The 20,601-nt window shown below is 62.9% G+C and carries 17 protein-coding genes; 7 read left to right on the plus strand and 10 right to left on the minus strand.

The features are described from left to right. Positions 1-153: 153 nt before the first annotated feature. From BTM36_RS00360 to BTM36_RS00375, 4 genes are all read right to left on the minus strand, one after another. A complete protein-coding gene (locus BTM36_RS00360) occupies positions 154-1,101 on the minus strand; it encodes an amino acid ABC transporter substrate-binding protein (protein WP_039874310.1) in 948 nt (315 codons plus the stop codon). Between the two features lie 854 nt (positions 1,102-1,955). Beyond that, entirely contained in the window at positions 1,956-3,248 is a 1,293-nt protein-coding gene (locus BTM36_RS00365; protein ID WP_006461959.1) for a Glu/Leu/Phe/Val dehydrogenase, read from the minus strand. A gap of 327 nt (positions 3,249-3,575) precedes the next feature. After that, on the minus strand, positions 3,576-4,583 hold the full coding sequence (locus BTM36_RS00370) for a LysR family transcriptional regulator (RefSeq protein WP_006461958.1): 1,008 nt from the start codon (positions 4,581-4,583) through the stop codon (positions 3,576-3,578). A gap of 86 nt (positions 4,584-4,669) precedes the next feature. Beyond that, positions 4,670-6,574, minus strand: a complete 1,905-nt coding sequence (locus tag BTM36_RS00375) for an ABC transporter ATP-binding protein/permease (RefSeq protein ID WP_077234794.1) — start codon at positions 6,572-6,574, stop codon at positions 4,670-4,672. Positions 6,575-6,765: 191 nt separating this feature from the next. On the opposite strand from BTM36_RS00375, the gene BTM36_RS00380 reads away from it, so the two are divergent. Continuing rightward, positions 6,766-7,200, plus strand: coding sequence for an acyl-CoA thioesterase (locus tag BTM36_RS00380; RefSeq protein WP_077234795.1), 435 nt, complete (start codon positions 6,766-6,768; stop codon positions 7,198-7,200). Positions 7,201-7,296: 96 nt separating this feature from the next. Then, positions 7,297-8,247 (plus strand): 2-hydroxyacid dehydrogenase, encoded by a 951-nt coding sequence (locus tag BTM36_RS00385; RefSeq protein ID WP_077234796.1) that lies wholly within the window; start codon positions 7,297-7,299, stop codon positions 8,245-8,247. Positions 8,248-8,327: 80 nt separating this feature from the next. Here the strand turns inward: BTM36_RS00385 and BTM36_RS00390 are convergent, their stop codons facing one another. From BTM36_RS00390 to BTM36_RS00400, 3 genes are all read right to left on the minus strand, one after another. After that, positions 8,328-10,028: a long-chain-fatty-acid--CoA ligase gene (locus BTM36_RS00390; RefSeq protein WP_006461950.1), complete on the minus strand. Its 1,701-nt coding sequence runs from the start codon at positions 10,026-10,028 to the stop codon at positions 8,328-8,330. 244 nt (positions 10,029-10,272) lie between these two features. Then, positions 10,273-11,406: an aminopeptidase gene (locus BTM36_RS00395; RefSeq protein ID WP_077234797.1), complete on the minus strand. Its 1,134-nt coding sequence runs from the start codon at positions 11,404-11,406 to the stop codon at positions 10,273-10,275. Between the two features lie 11 nt (positions 11,407-11,417). Next, positions 11,418-13,520 (minus strand): molybdopterin-dependent oxidoreductase, encoded by a 2,103-nt coding sequence (locus BTM36_RS00400; protein ID WP_077234798.1) that lies wholly within the window; start codon positions 13,518-13,520, stop codon positions 11,418-11,420. A gap of 167 nt (positions 13,521-13,687) precedes the next feature. On the opposite strand from BTM36_RS00400, the gene BTM36_RS00405 reads away from it, so the two are divergent. Continuing rightward, positions 13,688-14,527, plus strand: coding sequence for an AraC family transcriptional regulator (locus BTM36_RS00405; protein WP_077234799.1), 840 nt, complete (start codon positions 13,688-13,690; stop codon positions 14,525-14,527). Positions 14,528-14,532: 5 nt separating this feature from the next. Here BTM36_RS00405 and BTM36_RS00410 read toward each other — a convergent pair whose 3' ends face one another. Beyond that, positions 14,533-15,165: a LysE family translocator gene (locus BTM36_RS00410; RefSeq protein ID WP_077234810.1), complete on the minus strand. Its 633-nt coding sequence runs from the start codon at positions 15,163-15,165 to the stop codon at positions 14,533-14,535. Between the two features lie 167 nt (positions 15,166-15,332). Here BTM36_RS00410 and BTM36_RS00415 point away from each other — a divergent pair, with 167 nt between their 5' ends. From BTM36_RS00415 to BTM36_RS00430, 4 genes are all read left to right on the plus strand, one after another. Beyond that, positions 15,333-16,526 (plus strand): M20 aminoacylase family protein, encoded by a 1,194-nt coding sequence (locus tag BTM36_RS00415; protein ID WP_077234800.1) that lies wholly within the window; start codon positions 15,333-15,335, stop codon positions 16,524-16,526. 102 nt (positions 16,527-16,628) lie between these two features. After that, complete coding sequence (locus tag BTM36_RS00420) at positions 16,629-16,979, plus strand: DUF1304 domain-containing protein (RefSeq protein ID WP_077234801.1); 351 nt, start codon at positions 16,629-16,631, stop codon at positions 16,977-16,979. Further along, a complete protein-coding gene (locus tag BTM36_RS00425; protein ID WP_174616792.1) occupies positions 16,979-17,515 on the plus strand; it encodes a DUF695 domain-containing protein in 537 nt (178 codons plus the stop codon). The genes BTM36_RS00420 and BTM36_RS00425 overlap by 1 nt, the downstream gene beginning before the upstream one ends. Positions 17,516-17,689: 174 nt before the next feature. After that, the gene (locus BTM36_RS00430; RefSeq protein ID WP_006461942.1) at positions 17,690-18,409 is read left to right on the plus strand and encodes a DUF4088 family protein; all 720 of its coding nucleotides are present in this window, start codon (positions 17,690-17,692) and stop codon (positions 18,407-18,409) included. A 31-nt stretch (positions 18,410-18,440) separates the two neighbouring features. Here BTM36_RS00430 and BTM36_RS00435 read toward each other — a convergent pair whose 3' ends face one another. Beyond that, positions 18,441-19,211, minus strand: a complete 771-nt coding sequence (locus BTM36_RS00435) for a DUF3047 domain-containing protein (RefSeq protein ID WP_077234812.1) — start codon at positions 19,209-19,211, stop codon at positions 18,441-18,443. A 247-nt stretch (positions 19,212-19,458) separates the two neighbouring features. Further along, the gene (locus BTM36_RS00440) at positions 19,459-20,433 is read right to left on the minus strand and encodes a LysR family transcriptional regulator (protein WP_006461940.1); all 975 of its coding nucleotides are present in this window, start codon (positions 20,431-20,433) and stop codon (positions 19,459-19,461) included. Positions 20,434-20,601 lie beyond the last annotated feature (168 nt).

The following is a 20,601-nucleotide window of genomic DNA, read 5'->3' on the forward strand; positions in this document are numbered from 1 at the left end:
CGCGGTCACCAGGCAAATGCCGCGCCGCTTCTTGTAGGGTCAGGTCCGGTGACGTGGAAAAACGCCTTGCCCCATGGCAAACGCTTTGACACCGGCTAAACAAAACGGGGGACAGGCCCCCGTTTCGTCAGATTGCACCAGGAAATGCGCCGATTACTTCTTCTTGCCCATGTTCTTCTGGGCTTCCGGCACCACAGCGTAGGCGGCCGGATCGTAGGAATCGGTCGGCTTGGCCATCACTGCCTGCAGTTGCGGGCTCATCGGCACGTTCAGGTTGACACCCTTGGGCGGGATCGGCGACTGGAACCACTTCGCGTAGATCTTCTTGATGTCGTCACCCTTGTAGACCACGGTCAGGGCGTCGTCGACGACCTTCTTGAAGTCGTTGTCACCCTTCGGCAGGATCAGGCCGTACGGCTCGACCGACAGGGCTTCCGAAGAGACCTGGTAGTCGGCAGGCGCCTTGGAGTTGGCCGCCAGCGAGGACAGCAGGATGTCATCCATCACGAAGGCGGCGGCACGGCCGGTTTCCACCATCAGGAAGGCTTCAGCGTGATCCTTGGCAGCCAGGATGTTCATGCCCAAGTTGCGTTCGGCGTTCAGCGCGGTGATCTGCTTCAGGTTGGAGGTGCCGGAGGTCGAGACCACGGTCTTGCCCTTCAGGTCATCCAGAGTCTTCAGATTGGCCGACTTCTTGGACAGGAACTTGTTGGCGGTCACGAACTCGGTCATCGAGAAGGCCACCTGGTTCCAGCGTTCCTGGTTGTTGGTCGCGGAGTCGCAGGAGATGTCGGTGGTGCCGTTGGCGATCAGGGGGATACGGGTGGCCGAAGTCACCGGAACCATCTTGATGTTCAGCGAAGTCAGACCCAGCTTCTTCTGGATCGCAGTTGCTGCCTTCAGGCACAGGTCGATCGAGTAGCCTTGATAGGACTGCTTGTCATCCAGATACGAGAAAGGAATCGACGAATCGCGCACGCCCAGCGTCAGGGTGCCGGAGTCCTTGATCTTCTTCAGACGGCCAGTGAATTCCTCGGCATGCACCGAGCTCATCAGCACGCTTGCCCCAACCAAAACCCCTGCTAGCTTCAATAACTTCATTGTGTGACCTCCTGGAAAAATTTTTTACGTAGTGTATCAAAAGCCCCATTCCGAAACCGCTTGCGCGGCGCCCGGAACCGGGCTGGCCGGCCGTATTGACGAGCCTGTTATTGTTCTCTGCCGTGCTGCCTATTCTGTGTGCTAACAAGGATCTTTGCCAGCATTGTTTGATCCACACCTGGCGCCTTCTTTCGAAGACCACCCCCACGGTGGACCCGCTGCAGACAAATTACCCATGCGCAACAGGCGGCGGGCGCATTGTACGACATATGCCACCGGGTCAGGCAATACGCAACTTCCCTGATGATGCAGTTCTCGGCCAGCAGCCGCACTGGCACCCACTGGAGCAGGCCGGAAACTGCGATGTGGCGCGCGTGGCGTCACGGCAGCGACAGTGTTCCTGTCAGCAATATCCATGCCAGAAATAAGATCCGTGAATGCCTCTGCACGGTGCGCGGGGACGCAGCCATGGAGACCTGAAGCGCGCAGGCGCGGTTTGCCCATGACCGGCGCAACACCAGTACGGGAGCGCCTTGCAGGGCGATGAAGTAGTTCGGGGAGAGAGGGGAAAAGCGGGAGGAAGGCAGAGGCGGGAGAGCAATGCGAACGATGCGACGCAACCGCAATCAGGTTGGCATCGCTGGCGCAAACCGGGAGCGCACATGCAGCAGCGCCCGGCATGGAAATGCCGGGTTGGTCAATGATGATCCTGCGCCGCAAGGCTGGCTGGCCTGCGGTGCGTGTACGCACAGCCACCACGTCTCCTCCTAGAGCTGAGCTCATGCGGCCGACGATCTCTCATGCGTCGTCTTGGGCCGCCCAGGTCCAGTTGCCCGGACTGTTCTTTTATCGCATTACGGGTACAGACCACGCATTTCACGGGCCTGCAGAACGCGAGTACATGCCACGATGAAGGCCGCGGTACGCAGCGATACGTTCTTTTCTTCGGCCAGTTGCCAGACCGCGGCAAAGGCTTCGCGCATGATGCGGGTCAGGCGCAGGTTGATCTCGTCTTCGGTCCAGAAGAAGCTGGAGAAGTCCTGCACCCACTCGAAGTAACTCACGGTCACACCACCGGCGTTGGCAATCACGTCCGGCACGATCAGCACACCCTTGTCGCGCAGGATGTCATCGGCGGCCGGGGTAGTCGGGCCATTGGCGCCTTCCAGGATGATCTTGGCCTTGATGTGATTGGCATTGGCCTCGGTGATTTGCTGTTCCAGTGCAGCAGGCACCAGAATGTCGCAGTCGACCGACCAGAATTGGGCGCGATCGGCAATCTCGTCTGCACCTTCGAAGCCCTTCACGCTGCCGTTCTTGGCGACATACGCCTGCAGCGCCGGCACGTCCAGGCCACCGGCATTGAACACCGTGGTCACGTGATCCTGCACTGCCACCACCTTGGATCCAGCCTCGGCAAACAGACGTGCAGCGATGCCGCCGACGTTACCGAAACCTTGCACCGCGACCTTGGCATCCTTGATGTCCATGCCGCGCTTGGCAGCCGCTTCGCAACCCACCACGAACACACCGCGACCGGTCGCTTCATGGCGACCCAGGCTGCCGCCCAGCGAGATCGGCTTGCCGGTGACCACACCCGAGGAGGTGCTGCCCTGGTTCATGGAATAGGTATCCATCATCCAGGCCATGATCTGCGAATCGGTGTTGACGTCGGGCGCCGGGATGTCCTTGTTGGGGCCGATGATGATGCCGATCTCGCTGGTGTAGCGACGCGTGACGCGCTGCAGCTCACCACGGGAAAGGGTCTTGGGATCGACGCGGATACCGCCCTTGGCGCCACCATAAGGCACGTTCACGGCGGCATTCTTGACCGTCATCCAGGCCGACAGCGCCATCACTTCGGAGAGCGTCACGTCCTGGTGGAAACGCACGCCGCCCTTGCCGGGGCCGCGCGAGGTGTTGTGCTGCACGCGATAACCTTCGAAGTGAGCGATGGTGCCGTCGTCACGCTCGATGGGTACGTCCACCACCAGGATGCGCTTGGGGCGCTTCAGGGTTTCCACCCAGCGCGCCAGCGAACCCAGGTAGGGCGTGACACGATCGATCTGCTCGAGGTAGACGCCCCACGGACCGATGCCGTGCGGGACGAGATAGGAAGGCACTTCGTGATTAGGTACGTTCGACATGATGCAATCGCTCCTTTGAGTTCCGTGCAGGTCAGGACAAAAGGCTTCCGAATTCCGAAGTTCGCCAGGGCATGTTACTCCGTCGGCGCCAGCCTGCAAGCAGCGCCACAGGCGTCTGCACGGGCCGGGACGGAGCACGTCCTGCCAGCACGACGCCTCCTGCGTCTACTGGAAATTCGTGCCGGTCCGATTCAGCGCCGCCATCGTAGCCAGCCGGCCAAAACAAGGCTAATGCTTTGTGAGCATGCAATTATGCAATCCATGCATAACCTTCTGTAACCCTTGATGAAAGCGCGATTGCGGCGATCACCCCACCCTTTTTCCGGCTCAGGATTCGCGTTTTTCCGCCGCACGGGCGGATTTGCCTGCCGCCACCTTCTGGCGCTCATCACGCTCCAGCTTTCCCTGCCGCTGCGTATCCAGGTCGACCAGGTACTCCCACAGGCGCGCCACCAGTGCCTTGCCGGTGCGTTGCGGGGTGGGACGTTCGCGGTAGAGGCGGATCTCCATCTCCACCTCCCACTCGCCGGTCGGGCCATCCGTGCGTGCCAGCTGCCGATTTCGCACTTCCCGGACCACCGAGGACTCCGGCAGGAAGGCCACCCCATGGCCCTCCAGCGCCATCATCTTCAGGCTTTCCGACATGTCGGTCTCGTAGTGCTTGGCCAGGTGCAGCGGCCGCTTGGTATCGGCCATCATCAATTCCACCATGCGCCCCAGATAGGCATTGCTGGTGTAGGAAAGAAACGGCAGCGGCGCCTTGGCGCTGCCGGGGAAGAGGTAGTCGGGCCGGCCCTGCCGGTCACAACGCGAGTAGGGACGCATCGTCTCGGTTCCCATGGTCAGCATGTCGTAGCGGCTGGCATCGAGTTGCACCGGCTGGCGTGGATGGTGATAGCACAACAGCAGGTCGCAGCCGCCTTCGACGATGGTCATCACGGCATCGTGCACATTCAGGGCGATCAGGCGGGTATTGATGGAGCCGAAGCCGGACTCCAGCGAGCTGAGCCACTTCGGCATGTAGGTCAGCGAGAGCGTATGCGGGACTGCGAAGTCGATGGTGGTCTGGGCGGTAGGTCGCTTGCCGTGCAGCAGCGCCCGGGTATTGTTGATCTGGCCCAGCATGGCCACGGCCTGCTCGTAGAACACTTCACCGGCCGGCGTGAGGCGGGTGGGATAGGAAGTACGGTCGATCAGGTCGGTACCCAGCCAGGCCTCCAGCGACTGGATACGTCGCGAAAAAGCCGGTTGCGTCACGTGCCGCAACTCGGCCGAGCGACTGAAACTGCGCGTTTCCGCCAGGGAGACGAAATCCTCAAGCCATTTGCTTTCCATTGCCCGCCCACTTCCCGTTCTAGGTCGAATGGCGAATTGTGCCGCTGCGCCCGTGCCGGCGCAAGCAGCGTCGGCACGTGGCCCTGCTAGCGCTGTTCGGCCGGCCTCAATACACTGGGTTCGGCATCGGGCGCGAGCAGCACCGCTTCGCCTTCCTTGAGCGGTGCGGCGGAGGCACTGTCCTCGTCACCTCCCGCCTGCTGGCGCAGCCACATCTGCGCGTACAGACCATCGGCCATCAGCAAGCCCGCATGGGTACCGCGCTCGACGATGCGGCCATGGTCCATCACCAGGATCTGCTGCGCATTGACGATGGTGGAAAGCCGGTGTGCGATGACCAGCGTCGTGCGTTCGCGCGCGATCTCTTCGAGCTGTTGCTGGATCGCCTGTTCGGCACGCGAATCCAGGGCCGACGTCGCTTCATCGAAGATCAGGACGGCCGGATCTTTCAGAAGGGTGCGGGCGATGGCCACGCGCTGCTTCTCACCGCCGGACAGCTTCAGGCCACGCTCGCCAACCATGCTGGCATAACCGTCGGGCAGCGACTCGATGAAGTCATGGATATAGGCCGCCTTGGCCGCCGCCACGATCTGCTCGCGCGTGGCGCCGGGCTTGCCATAGGCGATGTTGTATTCGATGGTGTCGTTGAACAGCACCGTATCCTGCGGCACGATGCCGATGGCCTGGCGCAGCGAGGCTTGCGTGACATTGCGCAGGTCTTGCCCATCGATGCGGATGGCACCATGGTCGACGTCATAGAAGCGATACAGCAGCCGCGACAAGGTCGACTTGCCCGAGCCGCTGTGGCCGACCACGGCGGTGGTGGTGCCGGCCCGGACCTTGAAATCGACATCAAAAAGAATCTGGCGATTGCGCTCGTAGCTGAAATCGACGTGTTCGAAATGCAGCTCCGCGCCCTGCGTACGCAGGGGCTGTGCACCGGGGCGGTCAGCCACTTCGCGGTTTTCTTCCAGCAGCGAGAACAGGCGCTCCATGTCGGCCATGCTCTGCTTGATCTCGCGATAGAGCACACCCAGGAAGTTCAGCGGGATGTAGAGCTGGATCATGAAGGCATTGACCAGCACCATGTCGCCCAGGGTCATGCTGCCATCGATCACACCGGCGGTGGCGCGCCACAGGATCAGCGTGACCGCGATGGCGATGATGGCCGACTGTCCGGTATTGAGCAGCGAAAGAGAACTCTGCGATTTCACGGCGGCCCGCTCGTAGCGCTGCAGGCCTTCATCATAGCGGCGCGCCTCGAATTCCTCGTTGCCGAAATACTTGACCGTCTCGTAGTTGAGCAGCGAATCGATGGCACGCGTATTGGCGTTCGAATCGAGTTCGTTCATGGTACGGCGGAAGTGCGTGCGCCACTCGGTCACGGTGATGGTGAACAGGATGTAGAGCACCAGCGCACCGGCCGTGATGAGCGAGAACCAGATGTCGTAATGGGTAACCAGGTAGGCCAGCACCAGCACGATCTCGATGATGGTGGGCAGGATGGAAAAGAGCGTGTACGACACCAGCGTGGAGACGCCACGGGTACCGCGCTCGATGTCACGCGTCATGCCGCCGGTCTGGCGATTGAGGTGGAAGCGCAGCGACAGGGCATGCAGGTGACGGAAGACCTGCAATGCAATGGTGCGCACCGCCCTTTGGGTGACGCGGGCGAACATCAGCTCCCGCAGTTCGGTAAAGAGCGCCGTCGCCAGTCGCAGCGCGCCATAGGCCACCAGCAGGCCCAGCGGCAACACCAGCAGCGCCTGCGGATGGGCGGCGGTGATGGTCATGGCATCGACCAGCTTCTTGAGCACCAGCGGCACGCCGACGTTGGCCAGCTTGGCGCCGACCAGGAAGGCCAGCGCCAGCATCACCCGCCACTTGTAGGTCCACAGGTAGGGCAACAGGGTCTTGACCACATCCCAGTCGCCACGCTGGCGCTTGATCGGTGCTTGAGGTGAGGCAGAGGAATTGGGATAACGACGCATGGGGACGGACCTGGAAATAGGGAGGCGGCGGCAGACGGCGCAGAGCCGACTTCGGAGGCGGCGCAACAAAAGACCGACATCCGATACACTAGGGCCTGTCGGTTTCGATACAAACCCGCAACACCGCAAACCCCGATTATAAGAGCCATCCCGCGAGCGCGCCGGGGCTTCCCCTCTCCAAGGAGTCATGCATGTCCCATACCGTCCCCCAACTCCCGCCCGGCAAGGCGCCGCAACTGCGGGTCATGCCCATGCCGTCCGACGCCAACGTCTATGGCGACGTCTTCGGTGGCTGGATCATGGCCCAGGTGGACATCGCCGGATCGCTGCCGGCTACGCGCCGTGCCAATGGCCGGGTGGCGACCATCGCGGTCAATTCCTTCCTGTTCAAGAATCCGGTCTTCGTGGGTGACCTGCTGTCCTTCTATGCCGACATCGTCAAGGTCGGCAATACCTCCATCACGGTCAATGTCGAAGTCTATGCCGAACGCAACCGGCTGCAGACCGAGATCGTCAAGGTCACTGAGGCCACGCTGACCTATGTGGCCACCGACGAAAGCCGCAAGCCACGTCCCTTGCCGCCGCTGGACTCGGCCGGCCAGGGCAGCCTCAGCCCGGCGCTGTAGCCACAGATTCCGCTGCAGGCTTGAAAAGATTTCAGCCCGTGGCGTATCGATAGTCCGTATCGTAACGACTCCATCACCGCTTCCTCTCCTGTGACCATGACTTCCAACGACCGCCCCACCATCCTGATCGTCGCCCGCCTGCCGCAGCATCTGCTGGATCTGCTGCAACAGAATTTCACTTGCCACAACCTTGTGCTGGACCAGCTCAGCGACGACCAGCTCGCCGCCATCGCCCCGCAGGTGCGTGGCATCGCCGCCAATGGCGAGGCGAAGGTTGGGCGGGAATTCATGGCGCGCTTTCCGGCGCTGGAAATCGTCTCGGTATTCGGCGTCGGCTACGACGGCGTGGATGTGCCGGCCGCCCGCGAGCGCGGCATCCATGTCACCCACACCCCCGACGTGCTGACCGATGACGTGGCCGACATGGCCATCGCACTGATGCTGGCCGTGGCACGCAACGTGGTGCGCGCCGACCGTTTCGCCCGCAGTGGCGAGTGGAAGAACGGCCCCTTCCCCTTCACCACCAAGGTCAGCGGCGCCAGGCTGGGCATCGTCGGACTGGGTCGCATCGGCGAAGCCATCGCCCGCCGCGCCGCCGGCTTCGACATGGAGATCGCGTATCACAATCGCTCGCGCAAGGACGTTCCCTACACCTACTTCGGCGACATCAAGTCGCTCGCGGCGGCGGTCGATTTCCTGGTGATGATCACCCCCGGCGGCGCCGGTACCCGTGCACTGGTCAATGCAGACGTGCTGGATGCGCTCGGTCCCAAGGGTTTCCTGATCAACGTGGCACGCGGCTCGGTGGTGGATGAAACCGCTCTGATCGCTGCGCTCAAGGCCGGCACCATCGCCGGCGCTGGTCTGGATGTGTTCGAGAACGAGCCAAATATCCCCGCCGAACTGGCTGCCCAGGAGAATGTGGTGCTGACACCGCACATGGCCAGCGGCACACTGGTCACACGCACCGCCATGGCCGATCTGGCCTTCAACAACCTGCAGGCGCATTTCAGTGGCAAGCCGGTGATCACGCCCGTGCCGGACTGATCTTTCCCGCCCCGAAAAAAAATCGCTGCCGGAGTGATCCGGCAGCGATTTTTCATTGGAGCGCTACGATGTTTATCCGGTCAGGCAGCCCGTTTCTGCTGGGCCTTGGCCGGCTCGTCGCGCAACTCGCGACGCAGGATCTTGCCGACGTTGGTCTTGGGCAGCTCATCACGGAACTCGATGTACTTGGGCTTCTTGTAGCCGGTGAACTGCTCCTTGCAGTAGGCCATCAATTGCTCGCTGGTGAGCGACTTGTCCTTGCGCACCACGAAGAGCTTGACCGCCTCGCCGGTATGTTCGTCCGGCACGCCCACGCAGGCGCATTCCAGCACGCCCGGATGCTGCGCCACCACCCCTTCGATCTCGTTGGGATAAACGTTGAAGCCGGAGACCAGGATCATGTCCTTCTTGCGGTCGACGATACGGGTGTAGCCCAGGGCATCCATGATGCCGATATCGCCGGTCTTGAAGAAACCGTCCGGCGTCATGACCTTGGCCGTCTCGTCGGGGCGCTGCCAGTAACCCGGCATCACCTGCGGACCGCGGATGGCGATCTCGCCCGGCTGGCCGAGCGGCACCGGATTCCCATCGTCGTCGAGGATGGCGATCTCGGTCGAGGGCAACGGCAGGCCGATGGTGCCGGTGTATTCTTCGATGGTGCAGGGGTTGGCGCTGGCGATCGGCGAGGTCTCCGACAGGCCATAGCCTTCGATGATGGGGCAGCCGGTTAGCTTCTTCCACTTGTCGGCCACGCTTTGCTGCACGGCCATGCCACCGCCCACGCAGCAACGGTAGCCGGAAAAATCCAGCTTGGCGAAATCGGCATTGTTGAGCAGTGCGTTGTAGAGCGTATTGACTGCCGGGAAGGTATTGACCTTGTACTTGGCCAACTCCTTGACGAAGCCGGGGATATCACGCGGGTTGGGAATCAGCAGGTTGAGCGCGCCTTCGCGTGTGCCAAGCATGTTGCAGACAGTCAGCGCAAAGATGTGATACAGCGGCAAGGCACAGACGAACACCAGCTGGTCGATGGGCTTGCCGGCCTTGAGCGCCGGGGTCAGCCATTCCTCGGCCTGCAGCACATTGGCCACCAGATTGCGGTGGGTCAGTACGGCGCCCTTGGCCACGCCGGTGGTGCCACCGGTGTATTGCAGGAAGGCGACGTCGTCAGGCGTCAGGCTGACCGGCCGCAACTGCTTGCCCTGCGCTTGCGACAAGGCACGGCTGAAGCTGATGGCGTTGGGCAGCGACCAGGCCGGCACCAGCTTCTTCACGTGGCGCACCACCAGGTTGACGATGGCACCCTTGAGCGTGCCCAGCAACTCGCCCATGCTGGCCACCACGATATGCTTGATGCTGGTATTGGCGACCACCTTCTGCAGCGTGCAGGCAAAGTTTTCCAGCACGAAGATGGCTTCGGCGCCCGAATCCTTCAACTGATGTTCCAGCTCGCGCGCTGTATAGAGCGGATTGACATTGACCACGGTATAACCGGCCCGCAGGATCGCCGCGATGGCGATCGGATACTGCAGCACATTGGGCATCATGATCGCCACCCGGGCGCCCTTCTGCAGCCCCAGTCCCTGCAGCCAGCCGCCCAGCGCCCGCGACATGGTATCCAGTTCGCTGTAACGCAGGTACTTGCCCATGCAGACGTAGGCATTGCGGTCGGCGTGCCTGGTGAAGGCTTCATCGATCATCTGTACCAACGAGCCGTAACGGCCGGGGTCGATGTCCGCGGGAACGCCTGCAGGATAGGATGCAAGCCAGAATCTTTCCATAGTGTGTCCTCTGTCTCCGGTCATAACGTGCGCTGGGGCTGGGCGGTGTCATGTTGCGACCGCTTGGCGCGCACAGCAAAAAAAAGCACGAGTGTTTTTTTATTTAACGCAGATGCTATCCAGCATTCGACCGCGGGGCAAGCACTTTGCGCCCGAATTAAGTGAATTTTTGTGAAATGCCCTCCGTTCGGGGGTACTTCGCGCCGGGTAATGATGAAGGCCGCGCCTGGACAGACCGGCCAAATCACCCGGGATGATACCCGCCTGCATCCCGTTTGGGCTGCCCAATGGTGTCGGTGGGAAATGTTTCTGGCGCCGCCTTGCCCGTGGTCAAGGGCGCATCGCCCAGCGCGGCGTGCCGGGCGGGCTTGTCCATGCGCGCCAGTCGCCGGACCTTGTCATAGAAATCAGGAAAACCTCGACTGTTTTCGAACAGCCGCCGAAAAGCCGGCACCATGTCGTGATAAGCACCGACCAGGGCCAGATGCGCGTTCGACAACGGCATGGCGAACCAGCGGTCGTAGCCGGCATAGCCGTTCCAGCGTGTGCTCTTGATCGTCGCGTATTCGGCACGCAGGGCGGCGAAGATGGCGGCCTTGCGATCGCGCTTCACGGCATCGCTGGCATCGCTGTCGTAGTTGTCCTTCAGCTGGGCGCGGTACTTGTCCAGTAGCGCCAGGAATTCCCGCTTGCGCTGCGCATAGCGCTGATACGCCTCGGTCATAGCAGAATCGTGGCGCGCCGCCAGCCAGCGCTCCAGCCCCAGTTCCTCGACCGCTACCGCGAAACCTTCATTGAAGGGCGTATCGTCCCGAGCGTAGACAGTCTGGTGCGCCAGTTCATGGAAGATCAGCCGCGCCAGTTCACCGTCGGGATACTGGATGAAGGTGGAGATGACCGGATCATCGAACCAGCCCAGCGTGGAATAGGCCGGTACTCCTGCCACCTGGACGTCATAGCCGTCCCGCTGCAGCGCGGCGGCGTAGTCCTGGGCCGCCTGCTGGCTGTAATAGCCGCGATAGTCCACGCAACCGGCAATGGGAAAACACCACTGCCTCGCCTTGAGCGAGAGTTCCGGTGCGGCCACCACGTTCCACAGCACGAAAGGCCGGTCCAGCTGGGCATAGCTGCGGTAACTGCCGTTATCGGGCAAGCCCAGTTCGACCACAGCAAAGCGGCGAATCTCTTGCACCGTCTGCAGCTTGGTCTTGAGCGCCGGCTGGGTGGCGGGATCGGCGAGCCAGTCATCCAGCGGCCGGGCCTGCGCCAGCAGGGAGAACTGGCCATGCGCGGCCTGGGCGTAATAGGACACCGATGAACACGCGCCCAAACCCAGCAATCCGCCCAGCGCCAGCACCAGCATGCCCCTGCGCAGCATGATGCAGGGACTCAGTGCGCCACAACCGGCTGCTGCAGTTTTTCCACCTGCACCAGCACGTCGTAGAAGGTGGGCGCGTTACCCATGTCGGTCAAGCGCTGGCTGGTCACCTCGTTGGCGTTCTTGCCATCGGCGGCAAACTTCTTCCACCAGATCGACAGCCCCACCACCAGACCCGGGCGTGCCTTTTCCGTCACACGCACGCGCGCCTGCATGCTGCCGCGATCATTGAACACGCGCACCGTATCGCCTTGTGCGATGCCGCGGGCAGCGGCGTCCTGCGGGTGCATGTCCAGATGCGGCTCGCCCTCGGTATCGCGCAGGCTCTGCACGTTGACGAAGGACGAGTTGAGGAAATTGCGCGCCGGCGGGGAAATCATCGCCAGCGGATAGCGGGCAGCCAGTTCCGGGTTGCTGGCCACCGACTCGTAGGGCGCGATATAGGCCGGCAACGGATCGAGACCGGCCGCCTTCATCTGCGCCGAATAGAATTCGCACTTGCCCGAGGGCGTGGCAAACCCGCCTTCGGCAAACGGCGCGACCGGCATGTCCAGACGCTGCCAGCCCTTTTCCTTGAGCACCTGCCAGTCGTAGCCGCCACTGCGCGGGTCATCACGCCGGAAGGCCACCGCCGCCAACTGGTCATCGCTGTCACGGAAGCAGTCCTCGGTGAACCCCATGGCCGCAGCGAGCAGGCGGAAGATCTCGGTATTGGGCTTGGCCTCGCCCATGGGCGCAATGGCCGCATTGTTGGCCAGCATGTAGACGTGACCGTAGGAGGCATGGACGTCGATGTGTTCCAGCTGGGTGGTGGCCGGCAAGAGGATATCGGCGTAGTCGGCGGTATCGGTCTGGAAGTGCTCCAGCACCACGGTAAACAGGTCCTCGCGGGCGAAGCCCTGCGCCACCTTGGCCGACTCCGGTGCCACCGCCACCGGGTTGGAGTTGTAGACGATCACCGCCTCCACCTGGGGCCCGAACTCGGGCGACGCCGGCTTCAGGAGATCATCGCCGACGGTACTCATGTTGATGACGCGGGCCGGGGCGCCATGACGCGCGGCCAGGTCGGGCCGACTCAGCGCCGCCGCATCCTTGGGGAAGCTGTCCGACACCGACAGCTGGATGCCACCGGCGGCGTGACGCCAGGCCCCCACCAGGGCTGGCAGGCAGGCCACGTTGCGTGCCGCCATGCCGCCGCCGCGCACGCGCTGCAAGCCGTAGTTGGCGCGGATGAAAACGCCTTCGCCGGCCAGCGCCACGCGGCCGTACTCACGCCCCAGCGCCAGCACTTCTTCGGCCTTGATGCCGCAGACCTCGGCGGTACGGGCCGGCGTCCATTCCGCCACGCGCTCTTTCAACTGATCGAAGCCCAGCGTGTGACGGGCGATGTAATCGTGGTCAAGCAGGTCCTCGGCAATCAGCACATGCATCATGCCCAGCGCCAGGGCCGCATCGGTACCCGGCAACAGGGCAATATGCTGGTGGCACTTTTCGGCTGTGAGCGAGCGATAAGGATCGATGGCGATCAGGCGTGCACCATTCCGCTTGGCGGCCTGCACCCGGGTCCAGAAATGCAGGTTGGAGGCGATCGGATTGCCACCCCAGATCAGGATCAGCCGGGCATTGTCGACCTGCTCCAGATCGGTACCGATACGCGCTCCGATGGTGTAGCGATAACCGGCGCCGCCGGCCGAGGCGCAAATGGTGCGCTCCAGTTGCGACGCCCCCAGACGATTGAAGAAACGCCCGGCCATCGATTCGCCCTGCACCTGCCCCATCGTGCCGGCATAGCTGTAGGGCAGGATGGCCTGGGGATCGCGCAAGGCAATCTGCCCCAGGCGTTGGGCGATGGTTGCAATCGCCTCTTCCCAGCTGATGCGCTCGAACCGGCCCTCGCCCTTCTTGCCCACCCGGCGCATGGGATAAAGCAGGCGGTCAGGGTGATAGGTGCGCTCGGTATAGCGTGAAACCTTGGTGCAGAGCACGCCGGAGGTGGGCGGGTGATCCGGGTCGCCACGCACCTCGGTGGCGACGCCGTCCTTGACGGTCACCAGCAAGGCACAGGTATCGGGGCAATCATGAGGACAGGCGGCGCGGACGATCGAGGTGGTCATGGCAAGCGGAGCAAGGAAACAGGGATGAAAATCGGAAAAACGGGATGGAAGACGTACCATGCGCCGCACACCGGCAGGACAGCAGCAAAGGCGCGGGAAAACGGCCAGGACGGCAAAGCGGATACTTTATCTTAAAATGGCCCACCGCGACTCTCGCCAACCCTGTCATGATGCCTCTCCAACACTTCTGGCACACGCCCGAACTGCCCTTCCTCGAAGGCCGGCGCGCCACCGGTAGCCTGTCCTGCTATGCCCCGCATACGCATGACAGCTTTTCCATCGGCATCGTCGATGGCGGCCAGAGCGTCTTTTCCGTGGCGGGCCGGAGCATGGCCATCGTCCCCGGTGATGTCGTACTGGTCAGAGCCGGTGATGTGCATAGCTGCAATCCGGCCGAACTGCAGCGCTGGAGCTATCGCATGTTCCACCTCGATGTGCACTGGCTGGCCAGGCTGCTCGATGAAACCCCGAGCACCCGCGGGCTGCTCCAGAGAATGGATTCTCAGGTGCTGCGCTCTGCCTCGGCGGTCCAATTGCTCAACCGCATGACAGCGGCCCTGGACGCCCACCAGGTCGACCTGCACGCCGACCTGCAGGCCGACATCATCACTTGCCTGCACGAACTCATGCAGCTATGCGCAGAAACCTGCGCCAGCCCCCTCACGATGGCCACCATGACCACGATGGCCACGCAAGGCAGCGACGGCCTGCAGGCCGCGCATGATTTCCTGCAGGCCCATTGCCGTGAACGCATCACGCTCGACACCCTGGCCGCCATCGCCGGCACCAGCCGATATCAATTGATCCGCCAGTTCAATCGCCGCTTCGGCATGACGCCCCATGCACTGCAACTGGACATGAAGATCCGCCAGGCACGCGTGCTGCTGCGTCAGGGGGCGAGTGCGGCCGATGCCGCCTACGACACCGGCTTTGCCGACCAGAGCCATTTCCATCGCGTCTTCAAATCCCGTGTGGCCGTCACGCCCCTGCAATACGCAAGGCCCTGAGGACATCAGCGCAGGCGCCCGGCCGCCAGGGCCACGGCGGCCGCCAGCAACAGCAGGCCGGCGCAGCGCTCGATCAACGGCATCGCCCGGCCCAGCGCGACCACTACCTTTTCCCGCGCGATCAGGCAGACCAGCGCCGCATCCCAGGCCAGCACCGCACACGCCAGCCACACCCCATAGAACAGCTTGCGGCCCAGCCCGGTGTGCGCCTCCACGATCACGGTGAAGAGGCCGAAGTAGAACAAGCCATTCTTGGGATTCAATAGTGCCGACAGGAAGCCCGCGCCCATGCCGAGCAGGGGTGATACGCGCTGCGCATGCGCAATCGCCACCATGTCCGGCCAGTCGGCGGGTGCCCGGCTGGCGCGTATGAACATCCATCCCAGCCAGGCCAGGTAGCCGCTGGCCAGCCACTGCAAGGCGACCAGCAGCGCCGGACTGTCCTGCAGCACGCTCCAGCCGCCGATGGCCAGCGCGATATAGAGCCCATTGGCCAGCGCGATGCCCAGGCTCACGGCCAACCCATACGTCCGATCGTGACGCAGACTGCTACGCGCCAGCAACAGGAAATCCGGACCGGGACTGGCCAGCGCCAGCAGATGTGCGCCGGCCAGCAACAGAAATTCAGACCAGAACATGAGCATGCCTCCTCGCCTCGTCGGGCTATATCGAAAGAGGCGCATGCTAGGCAGGACGACGATCCCTGTATTGAACAAAATTGCGCGAACGGTGGCCCGGCGCAAGGCACGGTAAGATAGGCGGCTTCAGCACCACCTCCACACACTGTCCCAGACCAAGCCAGACCATGAAACTCATCGACCCCATCGTCCAGTTCCAGGCCGAACTGCAGAAGATCCGCCGCGACATCCACGCCCACCCCGAACTCGCCTATGAAGAGGTCCGCACCGCCGATGTGGTCGCGCAGAAGCTCACCGAATGGGGCATCCCGGTAGTACGAGGCCTGGGCGTGACCGGCGTGGTCGGCATCATCAAGAACGGCGACAGCCCGCGCGCCATCGGTTTGCGCGCCGACATGGACGCCCTGCCCATGCCCGAGATCAATACCTTCGCCCACGCCTCCCGCCACGAGGGCAAGATGCACGCCTGCGGCCACGACGGCCATACCGCCATGCTGCTGGGCGCGGCCTACTACCTCTCGCAGCATCGCAATTTCGATGGCACGGTGTATGTCATCTTCCAGCCCGCCGAAGAAGGCGGACGCGGCGCCGAGCGCATGATCCAGGATGGCCTGTTCGAGAAATACCCGATGGACGCCGTCTTCGGCATGCACAACTGGCCGGGCATCCCGGCCGGTCATTTCGGTGTGACGCCGGGTGCACAGATGGCCTCCAGCAACGAGTTCCACGTCACCGTCAAGGGCAAGGGCTCGCATGCGGCGCAACCGCACAAGGCGGTCGATCCGGTGATGACGGCGGTGCAGATCGCCCAGGCCTGGCAGACCATCGTGGCGCGCAACATCAACCCCAATGATCCGGCGGTGGTCTCGATCACCCAGATCCACACCGGCAGCGCCACCAACGTCATCCCCGACGAGGCGATGATGGTCGGCACCGTGCGCACCTTCAGCCTGCCCGTGCTGGACCTGATCGAACGCCGCATGCAGGAGATCGCCGAGCACACCGCCGCGGCCTTCGATGCCACCGTCGATTTCCGCTTCAACCGCAACTATCCGCCGCTGATCAACCACGTCGCCGAGACCGCATTCGCCGTCGAGGTGCTGACCGAACAGTTCGGCGCCGATCATGTCGATGCCCATACCGAACCGACCATGGGGGCCGAGGATTTCGCCTTCATGCTGCAGTACAAGCCGGGCTGCTATGTGTTCCTGGGCAATGGCGACGGCGGTCACCGCGATCATGGTCATGGACTGGGCCCGTGCAACCTGCACAACCCCAGCTATGACTTCAACGATGACCTGCTGCCCATCGGCGCCACCTACTGGGTGAGGCTGGCCGAGAAATTCCTGCAGGCGAAGTAAGACGGCAGGCCGGACGGCATTGGCGGGCGGCACGGTTTGAGGCATGATCCTCGGCACGCATCCTGAATCCTGATTTGTGATAACGATAACAAGGGAGAAACCTTGCACACCCTCGCCACTGCCCTCCTGCTGCTGGTCGCCATCGAGCATGTCTGGATCCTGATCCTGGAGATGTTCCTGTGGACCAAGCCGCTGGGACTGAAGACCTTCCGCCAATCGAAGCAGGCCGCCGAGGCGACGCGCGTGCTGGCGGCCAACCAGGGCTTGTATAACGGTTTCCTCGCGGCCGGGCTGTTCTGGAGCCTGGCGACCGGCGAGCGGCCCGTACAGTTCTTCTTCGTGATCTGCGTGCTGGTGGCCGGCATCTACGGCGGCCTGACCGCCAAGCGCTCTATCCTCTATATCCAGGGCCTGCCCGCCTTGCTGGTGCTGCTGGCCCTGCTGGCGAGCTGATGTTGCCGCTGCGACGCGTCTTCGCCTTGCTGGTCCCGGGTCTCCTCGCGCTGCTTGCAGGGCAAGCCACGGCGCAGGAGCAGGACGCCGAATGGTGGACCTACCAGACCCAGCGCGCCGGGCTGGCCTACACGGTCAAGCTGGACATGGGCCTGCGCCGGGCGTTTCCGCTCTCCGGTTTTCCCTATGTGCTGGTGACCCGCGTGAACTATGCCCCGGCCACGGGCGACGGCCTGCCGGCCGTGGCCGACCAGGACCGGCTGGAATCCCTGTCGGATGGCATCGCCGCTGCCATCGCCAGGAAAACCCGCAGCCTCTACGCCGGCACCACGTTCAGCCAGGGCCAGCAGCAATCGTATTTCTATGTGATCGATCCGAACGGACTGGAGAGCATTGCCACCAGCCTGCAGGCCCGGCTATGCCAGGCTTGCAAAAGCAGCGCGGCGATCCAGGCAGACCCGGCGTGGGCGCTCTATCGCGAGCAATTGCTGCCGGATGCGGAAACCCGGCAGCGCTACGGCCTGCGCAGTTACTAGGTGCGGCGGAAGTAGCCCTAAAGCAGGCACGACGGTAAAGTTTCGGCGTGGATGAGCCGATAACAGTTTTCCTGGCGGCATCATTGTTGGCACTCGCCATCACTCTCACTCCGGCAGCGATCGCGCTCATTTTGCCGGAATAACAACATCGGACCCGGTCCGAGGGGAAGCAGCATGAAACAGATCAAACTCATCCTCAAGGACGAGATCTACGACTCGCTGGAGCGGGATTATCACAACTTCGTGCGGCTCTCGACCAAGATCGATTCGGGCTTCGTCAAGCCGTCCTTCGATAGTTATCTGTTGGCCAAGGTTTCGGAGAACACCAATTTCCTCACCGAAGAAGCGGTACAGCACCTGATGCTGTCGGGCCAGTACGCCTGGGCGAGACGGGCGATGGACAAGGAATTTCCGGATGTGGTGCAGATCCTGATCGAACAGGCTGCGAATTACGGCTTCTGGATCGCGGTGCGCCACGACTGGACCACCGATGACCTGGTCAATGCCTCGCGCGCCTGGGCCAGTGCCATCATCAAGCAGGCCAAGGGCGACGAAACCCAGATCGATGTGCTGGCCGCGCAGATCAAGGCCTCGGCCACCAGCATCTCGGTGGTGCAGGAGCGCCTCCGCACCCCGGCCGCACTGCTGGCGGCGGCCATGGTGCAGGAATTGCGCGAGACCCACATCGCCATCGAACACGCCTCCGGCATGGTGGCGCGCGAAAAGCTGGGGGCCATGCGCACTCTGCTGAAGCTGGGACGGGCCTTCGGCAATGTCTCCGAAAAGGCCGAGCAGGACATGATGGACAAATTGAAACGCGAGAAGCCCTGGCTCTTCGAAGACGGCCCCAAGGGATTCTGGGGACACGTCGCGGCCTGGTGGCGCGGCGTCTAGGCCGGCCCGGCTGATTTCAGGCCATCCCCCTTCAGGGCAGCGTTTCCGCCTCGCGCATGAGGCGGATATCGCCGTACCACGCTTCCATCTTCTGGCCGGTATTGTCGGTATCGGTCAACACCCCCACGCCGATCAGGCGTCCCGGCTTCTCGCCGAAGATACGTTCATAATCCTCGGCGACATTGCGCTGGTACTTGCGCCACTGGCCCACGTGCTCCGGGCCGCTCTCGGCGACCAGCATCTGGATGCGGCCGGTACGACCATTGGCGATCACCTGCCCCACCTGCGCCTTGCTATCCCAGACATACATCAGCGTGGCATAAGGCAGCTCATGCCCGGTCAGCAATTTGGCGGTATCGAAGAGGATGGTGTCCATCAGCGAAAGCTTGTCATGGTCACCATCGAAGGCCAGCACGATGCGCACCGGCGAATCATCGGTCTCGCGGTGAGTGAGATCGGCCGTCGGGATCAGGCCACTGGCCTTCCAGCTCCAGGACAGCCAGGGCTTCTTGTTGATGTCGATGTCGACCGGATGACGCAGACCGGACGAAGCACGGTCGGCAAAGGCATGCAGCACGCTGCGCCCATTGTCATCGACCAGACGGTATTCGGTAGGAATCTTCTTGCGGGTGAAGACCAGCGGTTCCCAGCCAGCAGGAAGGCCCTTGGGCGGATTGGCGGAAAACAGCGCCAGTGCCTGGTCCAGCCTGGCCTGCTTGGCGGCGGCATCAGGGGCGGCTGGCGCCTGGCCGGCACATCCGGCCAGCAGCCAGGCGGCGCCAAGGCAGAGTGACGCCAGCACGCTGCGCGCGGCAGCAGCCTGGAAGGAAACGGGAAGCTGTGCAGCAAGTCGCGTGCGCGCACGCGTGAGACGCAAATTCATGAAGGCCGACCGGAGAAGAAGGGAATGCGGTCACCCCGACCGCAGACGAAGGCTAACAGGAAAACGCGGCTGCACGACATCCGGAAAAACCCTAGCGCGTAAAAAAACCTCAATGGCGAGTGGCGGAGCATCCCATCCGTCCTGCCAGCTGCTGGCCATCGGTCACTCAGTTTTGCTGGCGCAGGATCTGGATGAACATCTTGGCCAGCGACGACAGGGTGGTGTTCTTGCGGGTGACGATGCCGTAGTGCTCGATGCGCGTCTTCAGGTTCACGGGCAGGATGCCCAGCATCTGCCGCGCCGCGAAGAAGTGGGCGATATCCAATGGCATCACTGCCACCATGTTCGATTGCGCCAGCAGCGTGATGGTCACGAAGGGCGAGGCGGTCTCGATCACGTTGCCCGGCACCTTCAGCCCCTCCAGCTTGAACTCGTGCTCGATCCAGATGCGCATGGGCATGTTGCTGGAATACAGGATCCAGGAGGCCCCGGCCAGCTCCTGCAGGCGCACCTTCTGGGCGGTGGCCAGGGGATGGTCGATACCGCAGACGATGCACATGGGCTCGCCGCGCAGCATTTCATAGTTGTACAGATTGGGTTGCGAACTGACCGAGGAGCGGCCGATCATCAGATCAATGCGCCCCTGGTCCAGCAGCAGCAACTGGCGCGCGCTGGTGTCTTCGCTGATCTCGATGGAGACTTCCGGCTGGATTTCGCGCAGGCGCGAGAGCGCACGCGTGACGAAGGGTGCGGCCCCCATGATGGTGCCGATGGACAGGCGGCCTCCGCGACCGCTGATCATGTTCTGCAATTCCTCGCGCAGATTGGCTACGTCGCTCTGGATCAGGCGCGCATAGCGGATCACGCAACGGCCCAGCTCAGTGGCCTCGATGCCGCGTGGCGAGCGGTCGAACAGGGTTACGCCCAGGGCATCCTCCATTTCATGCAGGGCCTTGGTGGCCGCCGGCTGGGTCATGTGCATCACCTCGGCCGCCTTGTGCAGCGAGCCCTGCTCGTCGAGTGCCGTCAGCAGCGCGACCTGGCGAAAGCGCAGGCGGCTGACGATGGACCCCACCGAAGGCAGCGCGCCGGCGCCATCTCCGAGTTGGTTATCACCCGATGAATTAAGCTCATTGGACATCGTTGTACTCGCCTCTTATAGTCGGTCCGGAAAAAACCACAATGCTAGCGCATCTATCGGCCTGCCAAGGCGATGCGTGAAAAAAGCTCAGGAGACGTTGGCAGGACCGATCCATCGTAGGCGCGACATTCCTGCCGCCTGCGAATGCCTGATCGTCCTCGCCGTTTC

The sequence above is a fragment of the Herbaspirillum sp. VT-16-41 genome, assembly GCF_001994935.1.
GTDB lineage: Bacteria > Pseudomonadota > Gammaproteobacteria > Burkholderiales > Burkholderiaceae_D > Herbaspirillum > Herbaspirillum frisingense.